18 protein-coding genes and 1 pseudogene are annotated in these 17,541 nt (G+C 61.7%); 11 read left to right on the forward strand and 8 right to left on the reverse strand.

From position 1 onward, the window contains the following. Positions 1–173 precede the first annotated feature (173 nt). Together CSQ95_RS03450 and CSQ95_RS03455 are read left to right on the forward strand one after the other, a co-directional pair. Entirely contained in the window at positions 174–830 is a 657-nt protein-coding gene (locus tag CSQ95_RS03450; protein ID WP_257217933.1) for an SDR family oxidoreductase, read from the forward strand. 314 nt (positions 831–1,144) lie between these two features. Beyond that, entirely contained in the window at positions 1,145–1,354 is a 210-nt protein-coding gene (locus CSQ95_RS03455) for an FAD:protein FMN transferase (RefSeq protein ID WP_099408494.1), read from the forward strand. Between the two features lie 16 nt (positions 1,355–1,370). On the opposite strand, the gene CSQ95_RS03460 is transcribed toward CSQ95_RS03455, so the two are convergent. The 4 genes and pseudogenes from CSQ95_RS03460 to CSQ95_RS03470 all read right to left on the reverse strand — a co-directional run bounded on the left by CSQ95_RS03460 (position 1,371) and on the right by CSQ95_RS03470 (position 5,233). Next, entirely contained in the window at positions 1,371–3,929 is a 2,559-nt protein-coding gene (locus CSQ95_RS03460) for a cation-translocating P-type ATPase (protein WP_180278942.1), read from the reverse strand. A 46-nt stretch (positions 3,930–3,975) separates the two neighbouring features. Next, complete coding sequence (locus tag CSQ95_RS29570; protein WP_180278929.1) at positions 3,976–4,161, reverse strand: hypothetical protein; 186 nt, start codon at positions 4,159–4,161, stop codon at positions 3,976–3,978. After that, a pseudogene (locus tag CSQ95_RS03465) lies at positions 4,160–4,534 on the reverse strand (helix-turn-helix domain-containing protein); the annotation flags it as partial. The pseudogene CSQ95_RS03465 and the gene CSQ95_RS29570, both read right to left, overlap by 2 nt. A 285-nt stretch (positions 4,535–4,819) precedes the next feature. After that, positions 4,820–5,233, reverse strand: a complete 414-nt coding sequence (locus tag CSQ95_RS03470) for a VOC family protein (protein ID WP_099408495.1) — start codon at positions 5,231–5,233, stop codon at positions 4,820–4,822. 288 nt (positions 5,234–5,521) lie between these two features. Between CSQ95_RS03470 and CSQ95_RS03475 the strand changes: the two genes are divergently transcribed. Next, positions 5,522–6,853 carry a S41 family peptidase gene (locus tag CSQ95_RS03475; RefSeq protein WP_099408496.1) on the forward strand — a complete coding sequence of 444 codons (1,332 nt, stop codon included), beginning with the start codon at positions 5,522–5,524 and terminating at the stop codon, positions 6,851–6,853. Then, the gene (locus CSQ95_RS03480) at positions 6,846–7,340 is read left to right on the forward strand and encodes a MarR family winged helix-turn-helix transcriptional regulator (protein WP_218963566.1); all 495 of its coding nucleotides are present in this window, start codon (positions 6,846–6,848) and stop codon (positions 7,338–7,340) included. The genes CSQ95_RS03475 and CSQ95_RS03480 overlap by 8 nt, the downstream gene beginning before the upstream one ends. A 19-nt stretch (positions 7,341–7,359) precedes the next feature. On the opposite strand, the gene CSQ95_RS03485 is transcribed toward CSQ95_RS03480, so the two are convergent. Both CSQ95_RS03485 and CSQ95_RS03490 read right to left on the reverse strand, forming a co-directional pair. Further along, entirely contained in the window at positions 7,360–7,773 is a 414-nt protein-coding gene (locus CSQ95_RS03485) for a MerR family transcriptional regulator (RefSeq protein ID WP_099408498.1), read from the reverse strand. Positions 7,774–7,789: 16 nt separating this feature from the next. Further along, positions 7,790–8,068: a hypothetical protein gene (locus CSQ95_RS03490; protein ID WP_070288417.1), complete on the reverse strand. Its 279-nt coding sequence runs from the start codon at positions 8,066–8,068 to the stop codon at positions 7,790–7,792. A 235-nt stretch (positions 8,069–8,303) separates the two neighbouring features. Here CSQ95_RS03490 and CSQ95_RS03495 point away from each other — a divergent pair, with 235 nt between their 5' ends. Continuing rightward, positions 8,304–9,533, forward strand: coding sequence for an NADH:flavin oxidoreductase/NADH oxidase family protein (locus tag CSQ95_RS03495; protein WP_099408499.1), 1,230 nt, complete (start codon positions 8,304–8,306; stop codon positions 9,531–9,533). 43 nt (positions 9,534–9,576) lie between these two features. Further along, positions 9,577–10,560 carry an acetoacetate decarboxylase (ADC) gene (locus CSQ95_RS03500; RefSeq protein WP_099408584.1) on the forward strand — a complete coding sequence of 328 codons (984 nt, stop codon included), beginning with the start codon at positions 9,577–9,579 and terminating at the stop codon, positions 10,558–10,560. 4 nt (positions 10,561–10,564) lie between these two features. Here the strand turns inward: CSQ95_RS03500 and arsH are convergent, their stop codons facing one another. Then, positions 10,565–11,323, reverse strand: a complete 759-nt coding sequence (arsH, locus tag CSQ95_RS03505) for an arsenical resistance protein ArsH (RefSeq protein ID WP_257217934.1) — start codon at positions 11,321–11,323, stop codon at positions 10,565–10,567. Between the two features lie 197 nt (positions 11,324–11,520). Between arsH and CSQ95_RS03510 the strand changes: the two genes are divergently transcribed. The 3 genes from CSQ95_RS03510 (at position 11,521) to CSQ95_RS03520 (ending at position 15,473) form a co-directional block, all read left to right on the forward strand. Continuing rightward, positions 11,521–12,558 (forward strand): zinc-dependent alcohol dehydrogenase, encoded by a 1,038-nt coding sequence (locus tag CSQ95_RS03510; RefSeq protein WP_373631227.1) that lies wholly within the window; start codon positions 11,521–11,523, stop codon positions 12,556–12,558. Between the two features lie 100 nt (positions 12,559–12,658). After that, positions 12,659–13,363: a hypothetical protein gene (locus CSQ95_RS03515; RefSeq protein WP_121669482.1), complete on the forward strand. Its 705-nt coding sequence runs from the start codon at positions 12,659–12,661 to the stop codon at positions 13,361–13,363. A gap of 160 nt (positions 13,364–13,523) precedes the next feature. Then, complete coding sequence (locus tag CSQ95_RS03520) at positions 13,524–15,473, forward strand: cytochrome c/FTR1 family iron permease (RefSeq protein WP_099408501.1); 1,950 nt, start codon at positions 13,524–13,526, stop codon at positions 15,471–15,473. A 79-nt stretch (positions 15,474–15,552) separates the two neighbouring features. On the opposite strand, the gene CSQ95_RS03525 is transcribed toward CSQ95_RS03520, so the two are convergent. Beyond that, the gene (locus CSQ95_RS03525; protein WP_070218805.1) at positions 15,553–15,921 is read right to left on the reverse strand and encodes a gamma-glutamylcyclotransferase family protein; all 369 of its coding nucleotides are present in this window, start codon (positions 15,919–15,921) and stop codon (positions 15,553–15,555) included. Between the two features lie 84 nt (positions 15,922–16,005). On the opposite strand from CSQ95_RS03525, the gene CSQ95_RS03530 reads away from it, so the two are divergent. Together CSQ95_RS03530 and CSQ95_RS03535 are read left to right on the forward strand one after the other, a co-directional pair. Beyond that, a complete protein-coding gene (locus CSQ95_RS03530) occupies positions 16,006–16,632 on the forward strand; it encodes a TetR/AcrR family transcriptional regulator (protein ID WP_070218878.1) in 627 nt (208 codons plus the stop codon). An 89-nt stretch (positions 16,633–16,721) separates the two neighbouring features. Further along, entirely contained in the window at positions 16,722–17,531 is an 810-nt protein-coding gene (locus CSQ95_RS03535) for an oxidoreductase (RefSeq protein WP_070218806.1), read from the forward strand. Positions 17,532–17,541 lie beyond the last annotated feature (10 nt).

Genomic DNA, 17,541 nt, shown 5'->3' on the forward strand with positions numbered 1-17,541 from the left:
CTTCTCATTCAACATAGTCGGCAAGCACCTGATTTCATTGAAATTACATGGGCAGCAATCTACCATGAGACCAGGCGATGGGCTGGCACGCATGGAGCGTTTTGTCTTTTTTTCAAGCGCGCCGTGTTCCTTTCGTCGAAGAAAGGCTGTAACTTCCTGCATGGCAGCGTGCCATGACGAAAACGATAACGATGAAAAAGATATTGATACTGGGTGCAGGCGGACAGGTGGCGCAGTGGGTCATCCGCGCCTTCGCGGGCCATAAAGACTTCGCCTTGACGCTGTTGCTGCGCAATCCCGGCAAGCTGCCAACGCCAATCCCGGCCAACGGCAGCGTGCTGGCTGGCGACGTGCTGGACCAGGCATTGCTGCGGCAAACGATGCCCGGTCACGACGTGGTCTACGCCAATCTGGTGGGCGACGACATGGAACACCAGGCCAACAGCATCATTGCCGCCATGCGGGCCTCGGGCGTCGAACGCCTGATTTTCGTCCTGTCAATGGGCATCTACGATGAAGTTCCCGGCAAATTCGGCGAGTGGAACAACGCCATGCTGGCCGAAGACCTGAAACCATTTCGCCGCGCCGCCGACGCCATCGAAGCATCGGGCCTGGCATACACCATCGTGCGCCCAGCCTGGATGACGAACGAAGACGAGGTCGACTACGAACTGACGACACGCCACGCGCCATTCAAAGGCACCGTGGTGTCGCGCAAGAGCGTGGCAGACCTGATCGCCAGCATCATCGAAACGCCAGACCTGCACCGGCACGCCAACCTGGGCGTGAACAAACCGAACACGGACGGGGACAAGCCGTATTTCATGTAGCTTGTGCGCCACCGGCGATAGCGGCGCGCAAAGGGCCGAAATCGCATTTGCGATTGCATAAGTTGCAAAATGGGGGATTTGACAAATCCATCCATAATTTCGCATAATTTATATTATGTAAAATAGCTAAAAGAGTGCAGAATCAAAACCTTACATGAGCGTGCTTACCTAAATATGCCTACACTTCTTACCTAATGCTTAGCACACGGTGACTTTCGACGTTTTTGACGCCGTGTAACCGTGTAAGCATGGTTAGGTAATTCAGAAGATGAATTTTCTTTGTTGGTACATTTACGTAAGCGGCATATCCGACCTTGCACCAACCGGTAGCGAACCGTCTCGCCGCCGTGAGCGTGCTCTCCCCCAGCTGTATGCTGGCCGATGCCTGGGCCACGGCGTTCATGGTCCTGGGCGAGGTCAACGGTGTCGCGCTGGCCATGAAACGCGGCATGGATGTACTGTTCGTTCTGCGTCACGGCGCCTTGCTCGAAGAAATTCTGCTCATCGACGGCAAAATGGTCTGAGCTCAATGACCGCGCATCACTGCGCCACCGCCGCGCCGCGCGGCCATCGCCATGTCGATAGCGCCCACTTGACGCACTCGAACCAGGCGATGCCGAGCACGGCGACGAATGCGCACTGCATCAGCAGCGCCATGTCCGGCAGCGCGAAGGCAAACAACTCGCGGATGGGCGCCACACCCAGCACCAGCAACAGCAACAGCGAGGCCGCCATGCTGATCCAGGCGAACGCCCGGTTCGACTTGATCCCCCTCCTCCATGACGGCTGGGTCCATTGGCGGTTGACATAGATCAGTCCCAGGTTCGACAGCACCAGGCTGAGGAAGGTCGTCGCGCGTGCCACTTCGTCGGAATGGCCGGCCCAGCGCACCAGCACGTGGAAGCCGACCAGTATGGCCAACAGCCCTGCCCCCTGCAGCAAGCCGCGCAGCAGTATTTCACGGTCGAACAAATGCATGTCCGGCCTTCTCGGTTTGCTCGTCATGGCATCGGCTTCGATCGGCTCGGCCTCGAACACGATTGAGCAGGCCGGGTCGATCACCATTTGCAAAAACAGTATGTGCACGGGCATCAGGAGCATGGGCCAGCCCAGCAGCACGGGCAGGATGGACAGGCCAACGATGGGTACATGCACAGCGACGATGAAGACGATGGCCTTGCGCAGATTGGCAAACAGGCGTCGACCATGTTGCACCGCCAGCAATAACGAAGAAAAATCATCCTTGAGTAATACCAGCGCTGCCGCCTCGCGCGCGACGTCAGTGCCACGGGCGCCCATGGCCACGCCGATGTTGGCCGCCTTCAATGCGGGCGCGTCGTTGACGCCGTCGCCGGTCATGGCGACGATATCGCCACGGCTGCGGAAAGCTTGCACCAGGCGCAACTTTTGTTCCGGCGCAATGCGGCAAAAGACGTCGGTATCGGCCAGGCGCGCGCGCAGTGCCATTTCGTCCAGCGCGGCCAGGTCCATGCCGGACATCACACCGCTGGCCATGCCTGCGATACCGGCCTGCCGCGCGATCGCCAGTGCCGTAGCGGGATGGTCGCCCGTGATCATCACCACGCGGATGCCCGCCGCGTGACATTGCGCCACCGCATCGGGCACTTCCGGGCGTACCGGGTCATGCAAGCCAAGCAGGCCCAGGAACTCAAAATCAAAGACATGCTGGTTGTCAGGCAGGGGCGGCGCGGCAAACGTGGCGCGGGCGACGCCGATCACACGCAAACCATCGTTCGCCATGGCCAGCACCTGAGCCGCGATGGCGGCGGCGCGCGCCGGCGCCAGATGGCACAGATCGATGATGGCTTCGGGCGCACCCTTCGCCGCCACCAGGAACTCGGAACGGTCCGGCGATTGCCACACCCGCGACATGGCCAGCATTTTCCGCGACAGCGGATAATCGTCGATCAGCTGCCAGTCGGCATGCAGGTGTTCCGTATTGGCCAGCAAACGGGCGCCGGTCTGGCCGATGGCCGACTCCATCGGGTCAAACGCCCGACGATGGCTCGCCAGGACGGCATATTCGAGCAAGCCGTGCAGCTCTTCCTGCAAGGCAGCGGCAGGATTGCCCTGACAATCATGGGCGAAGGTCTCCGAGCAGAGCCGGGCCACGTCCATGCGGTTGGCCGTCAGCGTACCCGTCTTGTCAACGCACAGTACCGTCGTCGCACCCAGCAATTCGATTGCGGGTATGCTGCGCGCCAGGATGCTTTCGCGCCCCAGGCGCCAGGCGCCCAAGCCCAGGAAAAGCGTCAGTATCACCGGCAATTCTTCAGGCAGTATCGCCATGGCCAGCGTCAGTCCGGCCAGCAAGCCTTGCAGGGCGTCGCCGCGCAGCCACCAATAGGTCAATGCCAGTCCTGCGGCGAGACACAAGCCGCCGATGGCGACATGCCTGACGACGCGCCGCGTTTCCCGTTGAATCGGCGTCAGCCCGCTCCCCATGGTAGCCAGCGAGGCGCCGATGCGGCCGAGCGCGCTGTGCGGGCCGGTGGCGACCACCAGGCCGCTGGCAGTGCCTTGCGTGATCAGGGTGCCGGAATACACGAGGCTGTCCGGACTGCCGCCAGTCTCGCCGCAGCCATGCTTGATGACCGGCACGGACTCACCCGTGAGCATGGACTCGTCGGCCGTCAAATTCGATGCACTGAGCAGTTCCATATCGGCGGGCACGCGGTCGCCCTCGGCCAGCAGCACCAGGTCGCCCAGCACCAAGTCCCTGCCAGCGATGCGCTGCTGTTTTCCGTCGCGTATCACCAGGGCGCGCGGACAGGAAAGGTCGCTTAGGGCGTTCAGCGAGCGTTCCGTGCGCCTGCGCTGAAAAAAAGTGATGCCCATGACGATGCAGACAAAGCCCAGCAGCATCAGCGCTTCATTGCGGTCGCCCAGCAGCAGGTAGATGACGCCGCAGGCGACCAGCAGCAAAAACATCGGTTCGGAGACGACATCGAGCAGCAGACGCCCGGCACTCAAGGGACGCGAGGCGGGCAAGGCATTCGGCCCGTTTTCCAGCAAGCGCTGCGCGGCCTGCGCGGCTGTCAGTCCTTCACTACCCTGCGGCTCCGACATGGCATTCATCCTTTTCCTGAGAGGCAGCGTGTAGTGGCTAGTCGTGATTGCGGCATTAGGGTTTGGGCGCGGGCGACCATACAGGCCGCACTTCCGTCAGCGAATCGACGATGACCATATACTGCCCCGGCCATTCAATGATATCGCGATCCGCTTGGAGCACCCACAAATGGCGGCCGTCCTTGACGGCTTGTTCATAGACTACATCGAGCAAACCGTGTGAATCGAGAAAAACATTCAATGTGTGTTCGTTTGCTGGACGGATTGACCCTCTCAGTTTGACCCTCCCTCCAGGTTCTCGCGAACGCCGCGCCCCTATCGTAAGACCCCTCGAATCCCAATTCCTTCAAGTCTTCATGGATCTGTTTCAGCGTACGCCGCTGCTTGCGTGATCGCGCCGCTTCGGTCTTCAAGACCGCAGAAAGCTGGAACGCGTATTTATCGATGGCGCGGGTAGAGCGCCGCTCTGAATAGGTCGGTTCAACGGTTTCCGATCGCAGATAGCGTCGGACGGTGTTTCTAGAGATGCCTAAACGCCTGGCTATCTCTCTCAAAGGGACCTGGTCGCGAATGTGCCAGCGTCGAATAATGCCTAGTAATGCCACGTCGATCACTCCAATTCCCCACTCAATGTTATGAGCAGGATTGTGTCTTATACGTGGGTCAGTTTCGTGTGCAAATTATGTGGCAAAGTGAGTCAGATTTCGCTGCAAATCAACATGGCACGCAGTATGTTTGTACAAAACGGCACCCGCCATACATCGGGCGTATCACTCTGGTGCGTCATACCTTCGCGAAGGCCGCCCGTCCTGCATGTCCGCACTTCCTGCGGCCCGCATGCGCTCGGCGTTTCGGCGGTCTGAGTATCCGGCCATTTACGCGTCATCACTGAGCGCTACTCATCCTGCTTGGTGGCACACGGCTTCGATGTTGTTGCCTTCTAAATCAATGACAAAGGCGCCATAGTAGTGAGGGTGATAGTCTGGGCGGAGGCCGGGGGCGCCATTGTCTTTTCCTCCGGCGGTGATCGCTGCGAAGTAAAAAGCATCCACTTGCGCACGAGTTTCTGCGCGCCATGCCAGGTGGCAGCCGGCAGTCGCTGGCGGGCCCCCGTATGGTGATGGGCCATCGATGAACCATACATCGGCTTTTTTGCCGTCAGGCTCAGAGGCGTCAGGGTAAGCAAACCCCAGCATGTTCGCGCCGTAGTTGCCTTCGAAGCATAGGCTGTAGCCCAATGGCGCAAGGGCCGCGCTGTAAAACGCTTTAGCACGACCAATATCGGTCACGCGGAAAGTCATGTGGTCAAGCATTGTGAGTTACTCCCGAGGTAGATTGTTGTATGCGATTGAAGCACATTAACTGTACATGCATACAGTACTGATAGCAAGACGTTAACACTACGACTCGAGCAACGCGGGCAACAAGTGTTCCGCTTCATCGCCCAGGACACGCGCACTGGATACCGGATTGAAGCGGCCGTCAGCACGCAGTGCGTCAGGCACCGGCTGGAAGCTGCCCTCCCGATGCTGCCTAATTTTTTATACAACATATTGCGCAATATATTGTATTCTTGAGTCTCACCGAGGAGAAACATCAGAATGCGCTATCACTCATGTCTGCTTCAAGCGCTGTCGGCGCTGTCCGTCATTTGCGCATCGGGCGCTTTTGCCGAGGTGCCGGGCATCTCGCGAGATGAAAAAGGCGCGATCATCGCCTCCCTCAACAGCACCTTGAATACGAACTACGCGTTTCCGGACATCACACGAAAAATTGCGCCCGTGCTTCAGGAGCGGCTGAAAAAGGGAGATTACGACTCGGCGGCGACGAAGGCAGAGTTTGCGGGCAAGCTGACCGACGATCTCATCAAAGTCAGCGGCGACCTGCATTTCTTCGTGGGTGCCGACGCAAAATGGATCGCGGAAGTCAAGGCGAAGGCCAACCCGGCGCTCAAGGCCAAGATACGAAAAGAAGAATTGAGCACGCTGGAAGAGAGCAATTTCGGTTTCGACGAGGTCGCTCGCCTGAAGGGTAATATCGGTTATATACGGTTCAGCTATTTTGCCGATCCCGAGCTTGCCTATGATACGGCCGCGTCCGTTATGCGCTTCGTCGGCAATACGGATGCCGTCATCATCGATTTGCGCTATAACAATGGCGGACATCTGGAAATGGCGCAATTCCTGGCCAGCTATTTCTTCTCCAGCGAGAAAGACCAGCTGCTCTTCGACTATTATTACAATGAGGATGGCAAGCGTATCCAGCGCGGACAATGGGTGCTGCCGGGCCTGCCGGGCAAGCGCATGGTGGACAAGCCCGTCTATATCCTGACCGGCTCCACATCGTTTTCCTCCGCAGAATGGTTTTCCTATGCGATGAAGAAGCTCGGGCGGGCGACGCTGATCGGGGAGCGAACCGCTGGCGGTGCGCATCCGGTTGCGCGCAAGCCGCTGAACGACGATTTTTTCGTGCAAGTGCCGATCGGCCAGATCCAGGATCCCGTGGACCATGGCGATTTCGAAGGTGTTGGCGTGCAACCTGATATCCCTAGCCCCTCTATTCGCGCGCTTCCTCTGGCGCACAAGCTGGCGCTTGAACATCTGGCCAAGACCGATGACGCCAGGCGAACCGAACTTTCCTGGCTGCTCCCGAGCCTGACGGCAGCGATCGAGCGCCCGCACGTCGATGCCGCTGTGTTGGCGAAAGCCGCCGGAAAATACGAAGGCCGCCAGATCATCCTGGACAATGGCACGCTTTACTATCTCTGGCGCGAACGGTTTCGGGTCGCGCTTGAGCCGATCGGTCCCAACCTGTTCGCGGTGGAAGGCGTATCGGATTTTCGATACCGCCTGACTACCTTGCGCGGGAAAGTGACGGAGCTGGAACGCGTGAACAAGGATGGCAGCATCCAGAGGTACAAGCGCCTTGACTAAAAAGACCCATCAACCGGCCCCGATCGATGACGCCGTGTTTCTCGGCCGCGCTGTCGAACGGCTGAGCGTCCTGATCGCCGAGCAATCCAAGACTGTCTTCGATACGATGGGGATCGTTATCCCGGTCCGCTCGTGTTCGCTGATGACTGTTCTGGCAACGCTCGGCACGGCCTCCGCCGCGGATCTGGCGCGCGAACTCGGACATTCGCACCAGCTGGTCATGCAAAAGATACCAAAGCTGCTCCGCCTGGGCCTCGTACGGTATCGGAACGATGACAATGATGCCCGGCGACGACTATTGGTGCCCACGGAGGAAGGCTTGTCGCAGCTCGCGAAATTCGAGCAGTGCACGGTACTGATCCGGGCGGCCTATGCCGGCCTGTTTGCCGAGGTGGGGGACGTCAGGCAATTCGTGGACCGGGCCGCCGATGCGCTCAACGAGAGGCCGCTGGACAAGCGCATCCATTCCCCGTCGCGTTTGACCTGACGCACAAGCAGTTTTGTCTTCATTTTTTGCTGGCTATCCCCATGCTTTCCATGATCCTGGCCGTATTATCCTTGCAGTCGATATCCTCGGGTTTGGCCACGATCAGCTGAATCAGCGACAAAAGATGGGCCTTGTTCTGCGCCAGCCGCACTTCCAAGGACTCGATATCGGCGATCTTCTTCTTGAGCGCCACCATCAGCTCATCATGTTTCCATGATGAAATATCCTCCGGCAAGACTTGCCTGATTTCGTCCAGGGAAAAGCCCGCCTGCTGGGCGTCGGTGATGATGGATAGGACCGCCACCGCTTCCAGCGGATAGTCGCGGTAGCCGTTCGATTGCCGGTCCACGGCTTTCAGCAAGCCCTTGGCTTCATAGAAGCGTATCGTGGACGCCGCCAGGCCGCTGCGCTTGGCCAGTTCACCGATTTTCATCGTTTTTCCTGCTCCCTTATTGTGGTGTGTTATTCCGCAGGGCCGTGAGCAGCGCTTGCGCCACTTCCTTGCCCGATCCGGGGTTCTGGCCCGTGACGAGCCGGCCATCGGTCATGACGAAGCTGCCGAACGGTAGAAAACCCTTGTCATACAGCGCTCCCCTGCCCTCGAGCTCGCTTTGTAGCAGATAGAGTACCGTGCCCGGTTCCCGCCTTGGCGCCGCCGGTTCCGCAGCAACGATCTGCATGAACAGCATAGGCATGAGCGCGAGGAAAAGCTGCTTGAAAACTGACATGGGATCGTCCTCCTGATGGTTGCGTGGCCTGCGCCATGTGATCCACTATAAGCTTAAAGCCAACTTGAATGTCAAGCGGCAGATGGGCGGTGACAGGAATTTGTTGTCTCACGGTGCTGCATTTCTTCCGGCCCGTGTCGCAAACGGGACACATGCAAAAAAACTGCGTTTTAAGGCTTGACCTTCAAGTTAGCTTAAAGCTTATCGTAAGACCATCGCAACCCTGGAGATAAGCATGAATCCTTTTACACCACTGACGCTGCCCAATGGAAGCGTCATTCCGAACCGCCTCGCCAAAGCCGCCATGGAAGAGAACATGGCTGACAACGATCACGCGCCCTCACAGGAGCTGATCCGCCTGTACCAGTCATGGGCCGACGGTGGCGTTGGCCTGATGATCACGGGAAATGTGATGATCGACCGCCGCGCCATGACGGGACCGGGCGGCGTGGCGCTCGATTCTGCGCAATTTGGCGCCCGCTTCGAGCAATGGTCGCGCACTGCCCGTTCACGCGGGGCGCAGATCTGGATGCAGATTAACCATCCCGGACGCCAGATGCCGGCCGCCATGGGACAGGAAACCATCGCGCCCTCGGCCGTGCCCATGGATATGGGCAACTTCTCGAAGCAGTTTTCCGCGCCGCGTGCAATGACGGAAGCCGACATTGCCGACGTGAAGCAGCGCTTCGTCAACAGCGCCAAGCTGGCGGAACAGTTCGGCTTTACAGGCGTGCAAATCCATGCGGCGCACGGCTACCTGCTCAGCCAGTTCCTCTCCCCTATTACGAACAAGCGCACGGATCGCTGGGGCGGCGCGCTCGAGAACCGGGCGCGGCTGCTGGTCGAGGTCGTCAACGGGGTGCGGCAAGCCGTGGGCAAAGGCTTTGCCGTCGCCGTGAAGCTCAACTCGGCGGATTTCCAGAAAGGCGGCTTCAGCTCGGAGGACGCCAGGCAGGTGGTTTCCATGCTCAACAGCCTGGGCGTGGACCTGATCGAATTGTCCGGCGGCAGTTATGAAGCCCCTGCCATGCATGGCCAGACCCGCGACGGCCGAACCTTGGCCCGCGAAGCGTATTTCCTGGAGTTTGCCAAGGACATCGCCACCGTGGCCACGATGCCCATCATGGTGACGGGCGGCATACGCCGCTACCCGGTGGTCGAGCAAGTGCTGGGCAGCGGCATCGCCATGGCAGGCATGGGAACGGCGCTGGCCATCGACCCGCAACTGCCGAAAGCATGGCGTGCCGATCAATCGGCCAGCCCCTTGCTCAGGGCCATTACCTGGAAAAACAAGGTGCTGTCGTCGATCGGCTATATGGCGATGGTCAAGTATCAGCTGCGGCGCCTGAGCCAAGGCAAGCCAACCAAGCCCAATGTGGCGCCCGCCCTGGCGCTGGCGATGCAGCAATGGGAAACCGCCATCAGGAACCGGCAGTATCGCCGCCGGATGAATAGCGGCGTGTGAATTGAATTTTTTAAATCCAATATGAAAGGTGCAAGCAATGAACATGAAAATTGCCGCGGCGGTATCCGCATTGATATGGAGTGCCGCCGCCGTCCCGTCGCGGGCCGACAGTCCTGTTGAAAACAAGCAGGTCATCATCAATATCGCCGGCCATGACGTGCCGGTGGCGGCCGGCGGCCTGTATGACCGCTATCGCTCGAACCCGCCTCTATCGGTGATCGCGGCGGAAGCGCCGGAGCTCGACCTGAGCTTGTTCAAGGGAATCAAAAAAGAGAAAGTCGCCATCGGATTTGACTCGTATTCGCCGAATTTTTATTATAAAAACAATAAAATCACGGCCGTCTTCACGGCGGATCTGGCGAGGCTGAAGGAACTGATGCCGCAAGACATACTGAAGCAGGTGCAGCCATTGCAAGTATGGCCGGGCCGGGGCGCGGTGGCATTGACGGCCTACGCGTATGAATATTGCGACAACGACAGCTACAATGAAATTTCCCTGGCGATCGTGACCAACAAGCCTGGCAGTGCCAGTTTCGGCCCTTTCACCTTGCTGGGCCAATCGCTGTCGAAGGATTTCTGGGGTTATGTGCTCAAGCTGCCCGTGAACACGGAACTGGCCAGGGTGCGCGGCGTCGTAGGCTACAACTTGCCCAAGTGGCTGACCGGCATCGAGCGCAAGGAAACGGACGCCGCTGTCTCCTTTGAAGTCATGGACAGCGCAACGGGCAAGCTCGATTTTGTCTTCGCGGGGAAAAAGCTGGACGGCCTGTCGCACCAGGCCGAGCTGGTGACGAACAGCTTCACCAACCAGGATGGCGCCGGCCAGCTCACTTATGGCTATGCCGTTTCGCGCCAGCTGAGCCATGCAACGAGCACGAGCGCCGATGCGGTCGGCCTGACACTGGGCGACGGCAGCTTCTCCAGCTATCTCAAGTCATTGAAGCTGGGGAAGATGATGAAATATGAATATGTGCCGGAATTTCAAAATGCGCTGTATGCGCCGAAACCCTTATTAATAGACAATTAATAAGCTACTTGCCCGGCGTCTCGTGTTCCATGGCCGCCGCGGCAAGGGCGCGCGCATTGAGCGGCATGGATTCCTTGCGCTCGCTGTAGCGGCTGGTCAGGTAATCGGAGCGGTCGCGCACGACCAGGGTGAATTTATACAATTCTTCCATGACGTCGACCAGGCGGTCGTAGTACGGCGACGGTTTCATGCGGTCGTTGTCGTCGAACTCCTGGTAGGCCTTGGCGACGGACGACTGGTTCGGGATCGTCACCATGCGCATCCAACGGCCCAGCACGCGCAAGCCGTTGACGGCGTTGAACGATTGCGAGCCGCCCGACACCTGCATCACCGCCAGGGTGCGCCCCTGCGTGGGACGCACGCTGCCCATTTCCAGCGGCAGCCAGTCGATCTGCGACTTGAACACGCCCGTCACGGCGCCATGGCGTTCCGGGCTGCACCAGACCTGGCCCTCCGACCACATCGACAAGGCGCGCAATTCCTGCACCTTGGGATGGTCGGGGCCGACGCTGTCGACCATGGGCAAGCCATGCGGGTCGAAGACGCGTGTCTCGGCGCCGAAATGCTGGAGCAGCCGCTCCGCCTCCAGGGTCAGCAAGCGGCTGAATGAACGTTCACGCAGCGAACCGTACAGCAGCAGGATGCGTGGCGGATGCGTGGCCACCGCCGGTGGCGCCAGTTTATCGAGGGTCGGCGTGTCGAGGTGGGCTGCGCTGATGTTGGGCAAGTCATGCATGGTGATTTCCTTGTTTAATAATTCCATGATAGTCGAATTATGGAATTAATGTAAACCTGTTTTGTTCCTGAAGCACCGGCCCTCCCTTCCGGCATATGTTGATGTAGATCAATCAATTTTTGTATCGTGTGCAGCAGAATATGACCATGCGCAACTCGCTATCCAATAGACGATGGTCCGCGTCTGCGCTCCGCACTACTCCGTACCCACTTCAAAGGAATACCATGATCCCCACTACCATGAAAGCCGCCGTTGTCGAGCAACTGGGCCAGCCGCTGGTGCTGCGCGACGTACCCGTGCCGGTGCCCGGTCCCGGCCAGATCCTCGTCAGGACGGAAGCATGCGGCGTCTGCCACACGGACTTGCATGCGGCGCGCGGCGACTGGCCCGTCAAGCCGACGCCGCCATTCATTCCCGGCCACGAAGGCATCGGTGTGGTGGTGGAGTTGGGCACGGGCGTGACCGAGGTGCGGCTGGGCGACCGGGTCGGCGTGCCCTGGCTCTATTCCGCTTGCGGCCATTGCGAACATTGCCTGGCAGCCTGGGAAACCGTGTGCGCCGAGGCGCAGTTCGGCGGTTACACGAAAAATGGCGGCTTCGCCGAATACATCCTGGCCGACCCGCGCTACGTCGCGCATATTCCGGCCGGTCTTTCTGCCGTGCAAGCGGCCCCCATCATCTGCGCGGGCGTAACGAGCTACAAGGGCATCAAGGAAACGGGCGCGCGGCCGGGCCAGTGGCTGGCCGTATCCGGCATCGGCGGACTGGGCCACCTGGCCATCGAATATGCGGTGGCGATGGGCTTGCGCGTGGCGGCCGTCGACATCGATGAAGGCAAGCTCGAGCACGCCCGCGCCCTCGGCGCCGAAGTGACGATCAATGCGCGCCAGGGCGACCCCGTCGCCGCCTTGCGCGAAGCGACTGGCGGCGGCGCCCACGGCGTACTCATCACGGCACCATCGATCGATGCCTTCCAGCAAGGCGTGGCGATGACGCGCAAGCGCGGCACCTGCGTGCTGGTGGGCTTGCCGCCGGGCGACTTCCCGACGCCGCTGTTCGATGTCGTCGCCAATTGCGTGACGATACGCGGCTCTTTTGTCGGCACGCGCCAGGACATGGCCGAGGCGCTGGCGTTCGCCGCCACCGGCAAGGTCACGGCCGGCATCGAATTGCAGCCGCTGTCGGCCATCAACGAAGTCTTCAGCCGCCTGGAACATGGCAAGGTCGCCTCGCGCGTGGTGCTCGATTTCAGCAGCAGCTGAGCGCGACGCCGCCGCGCGGCCGGTGTGTCCTATGGTGCGACGGCAAGCAATTGCCGTTGTTATGATCGCATTTCATAAAAGACACAACAAGGACACCGCGATGAAAAAATCCCTTTCCGGCCTGCTGGCCTGCGCCGCCCTCGCCTGGCCGCTTGCGGCCGGCGCGGCCGGGCAGGCTCCATCCGCGCTGCCCGGGCACTATTACCTGCAGGGCGTCATGGAAACGGGTTCCGAGCTGCTGCTGAAAAAGGACGGCACCTTCGAATGGGTGCTCAGCTACGGCAATACCGACCAGCAAGCCAGCGGCGAGTGGCGCGTTGCCGGCGACACGGTGACCCTGGTGACGGGCAACAGCGGCAAGGAGCCGCAGTTCCGCGTGTTCGAGGAAGCGGAAATGCGCATCCAGAAACCGGCCGAAGCGGGCCTGTGGGTGGCCATCGTCGGCTTCCCCAAAGTGGGGCCGATGGCCGGCGTGGAGGTAAAATTCGAGGCGCAAAGCGGGAAGACGGCCACGGCGGTAAGCGTGGCGAACGGCGACGCCATCGTCCGCATGCCGGCGTCGGAACGCTGGGTGCGCGCCGGCTTGCGCCGCCAGGGTTCAACAGCCGACTATCAATGGCTGGCCGTGCCGGCGGCGCGCGCGCAGGAACGCATCGCCGCGTTCGCCGTCACCGACGCGCAGTGGCTGCGGGGCCAGGCATTCCAGAAGCTGGCCTTGCGCGTCGTCGATGGCGGTCTGAAAGTCGACGATGCGGACAATGGCCTGTCCAGGGGCTTGTACGCCAAACCGGCATCGAAGCAGTAGCCCTCAATCTACCTCATTCCATTGCGCAAACGCCTTGCACCTGGCCAGCAATATCGGCCAGGGCAGCGCTGTTTTGCGCCCACGCACGCCCGTGCGCCGTTGACACCCTGCGCCGTCTGTCCTATAGTCGCCGGGTTAACGACAAATGAGAATGAGAATCATGTTCACTTCTATCAAGAGATGGCTGGTCTGCTATCCGCTCGTGGCTGCCAGCCTCAGCCTGTTACTGGCCGGAGGCGCGCAGGCGCAGGCGGCCGATCCTGGCGCCGGCGCCAAGCAATTGTGGCAATTGATTGACTACGTTGCCGTCGATTACAGCGGCGCCGTCGAGCACGGCAAGGTGGTCAGCGAGGCGGAATACGCGGAAATGCTCGACTTTACCGACAACGCAACGACGCAGATCGCCGCCCTGCCCGCCCACGCATCGCAGGCGGCCATCGCCGCCGCCATCGCCGACCTGCGCAAAGCCGTCGTGGCCAAGGCCGATGGCGTGGAAGTCAAGCGCCTGGCGCACCACGCGAATGACTTGCTGATTGCCGCCTACCCGATACCCGTGGCGCCGAAAGTGCTGCCGAACCTGGCGCGCGGCGCGGCCCTGTATGCGGCCCAGTGCGCCTCTTGCCACGGCGTGGCCGGCGGCGGCGATGGTCCGCTGGCGGCAAGCCTGGAGCCGAAACCGATCGCCTTCACGGATGGCGAACGGGCGCAGTCGCGCAGCCTGATGGCCCTGTACCAGGTCATTTCGCAAGGCGTGGCGGGCACCTCGATGGCCAGTTTCGGCCAGTTGTCCGAAAACGAGCGCTGGGACCTGGCTTTCTATATCGGCGGCATGTCGCACGATGCGGCGGCAAGCGCGCGCGGCGAAAAACTGTGGCAGGACGATCCGCGCAGCAAAAAACTGTACGCGGACCTGGCCGCCGTGACGACCGTGACGCAGGAAGCTGCGGCCGCCAAGCTGGGCGCGGACGAGGCGCAAGCCTTGACGGCATACCTGCGCAGCCATCCTGACAAGGCCGAGGCGCACAAGCCTGCCGGCCTGGCCCTGTCGCGTATGCGCCTGGAAGAAAGCCTCGCCGCCATGCATGCGGGCGACCGCGCGGACGCCACGCGCCTGGGCCTGTCCGCCTACCTGGACGGTTTCGAGCCGATCGAGCCGATGGTCGGCGCGCGCAACAAATCCCTGCTGCTGGCCGTGGAAAACGCCATGCTGGCCTACCGCTCCGCCGTTGCCAAGGGCACGGTGGCCGACGCCGAGGCGGCCGGCGACAAGCTGCAGCAACTGTTTACCCACGTGGAAGCGGAACTGGGCGACGCCAAGGCCGATCCGATGACGACTTTTGTCGGCGCCCTGACGATCCTGCTGCGCGAAGGCGTGGAAGCGCTGCTGATCGTCATCGGCATCATCGCCTTCCTGCGCAAGGCCAAGCGCAACGACGTGTTGCCCTACGTGCATGCGGGCTGGGCCAGCGCCCTGGTGGCGGGCGGCCTGACGTGGGTGGCGGCAACCTATCTGGTGACCATCAGCGGCGCCAGCCGCGAGGTGAGCGAGGGTCTCGGTTCCGTGTTCGCGGCCCTGGTCCTGCTCAGCGTGGGCTTGTGGATGCACCAGAAGAGCAGCGCCGGGCGCTGGCAGGAATATTTGCACGAGAAACTCACGGCGGCGATGACGCGGCGCTCGGCCTGGGGCCTGTTCGCCCTGGCCTTCATCGCCGTCTACCGCGAAGTGTTTGAAACCGTGCTGTTCTATTCCGCCCTGGCGGCGGACGGCAACGGCGGCGCCCTTCTGGGCGGCTTCCTGGTGGCCATCGTGCTGCTGGTCGTCATCGCCTGGGCCTTGCTGCGCACCAGCGCCCGCATGCCGATCGGCAAGTTCTTCTCGTGGACGTCGGCCTTCGTGGCCGTGCTGGCCGTGATTTTGATGGGCAAAGGCGTGGCAGCGCTGCAGGAAGCGGGCTGGGTCGGCGTCACCCCCGTCGACTTCATGCGCATCGACTTGCTGGGCATCCTGCCGACGGCGGAAACCCTGCTGGCGCAGGCGTCCATCGTGGCCATCATCATCGCCGGCTATGGCTGGAACCGCGTCTCCGCAGGCAAGCGCAAGCTGGCCTGACCTTGCAATAGCCGGCATGGGCAAGCCGCCCGTGCCGGCACTTCCGCACTTTTTCCCCATTCACCTGTTGCCATGCCGCTCAAGGAGCGGCATGGCGCGCATCCACGTAGGCCCAGGCTTGCAGGCCCGACGCCAGGGTCACGCGTTCGCGCCGGTAGTCGGCCACCTCGTAACCATCCGCCTGCCGCAATTCCTCGAGCGAGACGGCCAGTACGGCGCCCGGCACGCTATCCGTCGGTTCGCCGCGCGAGGCGATCGGATGATGCGTCTTGCCGCTGGTCGCCACCACCTGCGCATCGTCGATGGCCAGCAGCGCCAGACGGTAGCCGGGTAACTGGTCGGGCCCGCTGTCGAGCAGGCGCCCGAAGGTGGCCAGTTGCACCCCGGGCTGCTGCAAGGTGCCGTAGGAAAACAGGTGTTCCATCGTTGCCGTTGAAATAGTTGCCATCTGTCGCTCCTGGTCGCATGTCGATAGCATGCATCGTAACGCCTTTTGGCGGCACAAGCCCTGCACGGTTTTGAAAACTGCGATATGATGACCATCATGCAGAACTCATCCAACAAATCATCTGACAAGCAACCCTCGGCGCAAAGCCGCAAGGAAGCCACCCACGAACGCATCGTCGAGGTGGCCACGCGCGCCATCCGCCGCAGCGGCTATGCGGGCACGGGCGTGGCCGATATCATGAAGGAAGCGGGCCTGACGCACGGCGGCTTTTATGCGCACTTCGCCTCGCGCGACGCGCTGCTGGCCGAAGCGGGCGACCGCGCGGGCGCCGAAGCGGTGGCGCTGGCGGCCAGGGTGGCGGCCGCCGCCCCGCCCGGCCAGGCGCTGCAGGCGATGCTGGCCGCCTATCTGTCACCCGAACACATCGCCGCCATCGAGGTCGGCTGCCCCGTCTCGGCGCTGGGTTCGGAAATGCCGCGCCAGGCGCCCGAGGTGCGGCGCGCCGCCACCATCCACATCAAGGAAATGATCGACCTGTTCGCGCGCCAGCTGCCGAACTGGGGCCAGCCCGAAGCGCACGCGCAAGCCATGGCGACGGTGTGCGCCATGATCGGCACCACCATCCTGGCGCGCGCCGTCGACGAACCGGCGCTGTCGGACGCCCTGTGCGCCGCCACCCTGGCGCAGTTCCAGGACACAAACCAGCCGTAACACCCATGGCCCGGGTCCGTCCCGGGCTTTTTTCAAACAACAATATGACGATCATCATATTCAACACTATCAACCACTGAAGGACTGCCATGAACGATAACAAGATTGCCCTGGTCACCGGCGCCTCGTCCGGCATCGGCGCGGCCACGGCCCAGCGCCTGGCGCAAGCGGGCTACACGGTGTACGGCACCAGCCGCCGCGGCGCGCAAGCCGATGCGGTCGGCTACACGATGCTGGCGCTCGACGTCACCAGCGACGCTTCTGTCGCTGGCGCCGTGGCCGAGCTGATGCGGCGCGAAGGCCGCATCGACCTGCTGGTGAACAACGCCGGTTTCGGCGTGGCCCCGGCGGGCGCCGAGGAAAGCAGCGTGGCGCAGGCACAAGCCATCTTCGACACGAATTTCCATGGCGTCGTGCGCATGACCCTGGCCGTGCTGCCGCACATGCGGGCCCAGGGCGGCGGGCGCATCCTCAACATCGGTTCCGTCGTGGGCTTTTTGCCCATGCCCTACGGCGCGCTGTATTCGGCCACCAAGCATGCGATCGAGGGCTACACTGAATCGCTCGACCATGAAGTGCGCGGCTGGGGCATCCGCGCCAGCGTCATCGAACCGGCCTATACGAAAACCACGTTCGAAGCCAATCTGCTGGCGCCCGATACGCCGCTGTCCGCCTACCGGCAAGTGAGCGCGGCCGTCACAAGCCGGCTGCAAGCGCTGATGGCCGGCGCCGATGACCCTGGCGTCGTGGCCGATACCGTCCTGGCGGCGGCCCAGGCAAGCGAGCCGACATTGCGCTACACGGCCGGGCCGCTGGCGGCGCGCTTGCGCCTGATGCGCCGTTTCCTGCCCGCCGCGCTGATGGACGCGGGCTTGCGCAAGGACCTGCGCCTGGCCTGAACGCCAGCAT

Source organism: Janthinobacterium sp. BJB304, assembly GCF_002735765.1.
Taxonomy (GTDB): Bacteria; Pseudomonadota; Gammaproteobacteria; order Burkholderiales; family Burkholderiaceae_D; genus Janthinobacterium.

What these genes read in the sequence shown, in the direction of transcription:
- CSQ95_RS03470 (WP_099408495.1), bottom strand. Translation starts at nt 5,233, where the DNA reads ATGCTTGACCACATGACTTTCCGCGTGACCGATATTGGTCGTGCTAAA.
- CSQ95_RS03490 (WP_070288417.1), bottom strand. Translation starts at nt 8,068, where the DNA reads ATGTCAGTTTTCAAGCAGCTTTTCCTCGCGCTCATGCCTATGCTGTTC.
- CSQ95_RS03515 (WP_121669482.1), top strand. Translation starts at nt 12,659, where the DNA reads ATGAAAAAATCCCTTTCCGGCCTGCTGGCCTGCGCCGCCCTCGCCTGG.
- CSQ95_RS03485 (WP_099408498.1), bottom strand. Translation starts at nt 7,773, where the DNA reads ATGAAAATCGGTGAACTGGCCAAGCGCAGCGGCCTGGCGGCGTCCACG.
- CSQ95_RS03450 (WP_257217933.1), top strand. Translation starts at nt 174, where the DNA reads ATGACGAAAACGATAACGATGAAAAAGATATTGATACTGGGTGCAGGC.
- CSQ95_RS03495 (WP_099408499.1), top strand. Translation starts at nt 8,304, where the DNA reads ATGAATCCTTTTACACCACTGACGCTGCCCAATGGAAGCGTCATTCCG.
- arsH (WP_257217934.1), bottom strand. Translation starts at nt 11,323, where the DNA reads ATGGAATTATTAAACAAGGAAATCACCATGCATGACTTGCCCAACATC.
- CSQ95_RS03500 (WP_099408584.1), top strand. Translation starts at nt 9,577, where the DNA reads ATGAAAATTGCCGCGGCGGTATCCGCATTGATATGGAGTGCCGCCGCC.
- CSQ95_RS03535 (WP_070218806.1), top strand. Translation starts at nt 16,722, where the DNA reads ATGAACGATAACAAGATTGCCCTGGTCACCGGCGCCTCGTCCGGCATC.
- CSQ95_RS03520 (WP_099408501.1), top strand. Translation starts at nt 13,524, where the DNA reads ATGTTCACTTCTATCAAGAGATGGCTGGTCTGCTATCCGCTCGTGGCT.
- CSQ95_RS03460 (WP_180278942.1), bottom strand. Translation starts at nt 3,929, where the DNA reads ATGAATGCCATGTCGGAGCCGCAGGGTAGTGAAGGACTGACAGCCGCG.
- CSQ95_RS03525 (WP_070218805.1), bottom strand. Translation starts at nt 15,921, where the DNA reads ATGGCAACTATTTCAACGGCAACGATGGAACACCTGTTTTCCTACGGC.
- CSQ95_RS03510 (WP_373631227.1), top strand. Translation starts at nt 11,521, where the DNA reads ATGATCCCCACTACCATGAAAGCCGCCGTTGTCGAGCAACTGGGCCAG.
- CSQ95_RS03530 (WP_070218878.1), top strand. Translation starts at nt 16,006, where the DNA reads ATGATGACCATCATGCAGAACTCATCCAACAAATCATCTGACAAGCAA.
- CSQ95_RS03475 (WP_099408496.1), top strand. Translation starts at nt 5,522, where the DNA reads ATGCGCTATCACTCATGTCTGCTTCAAGCGCTGTCGGCGCTGTCCGTC.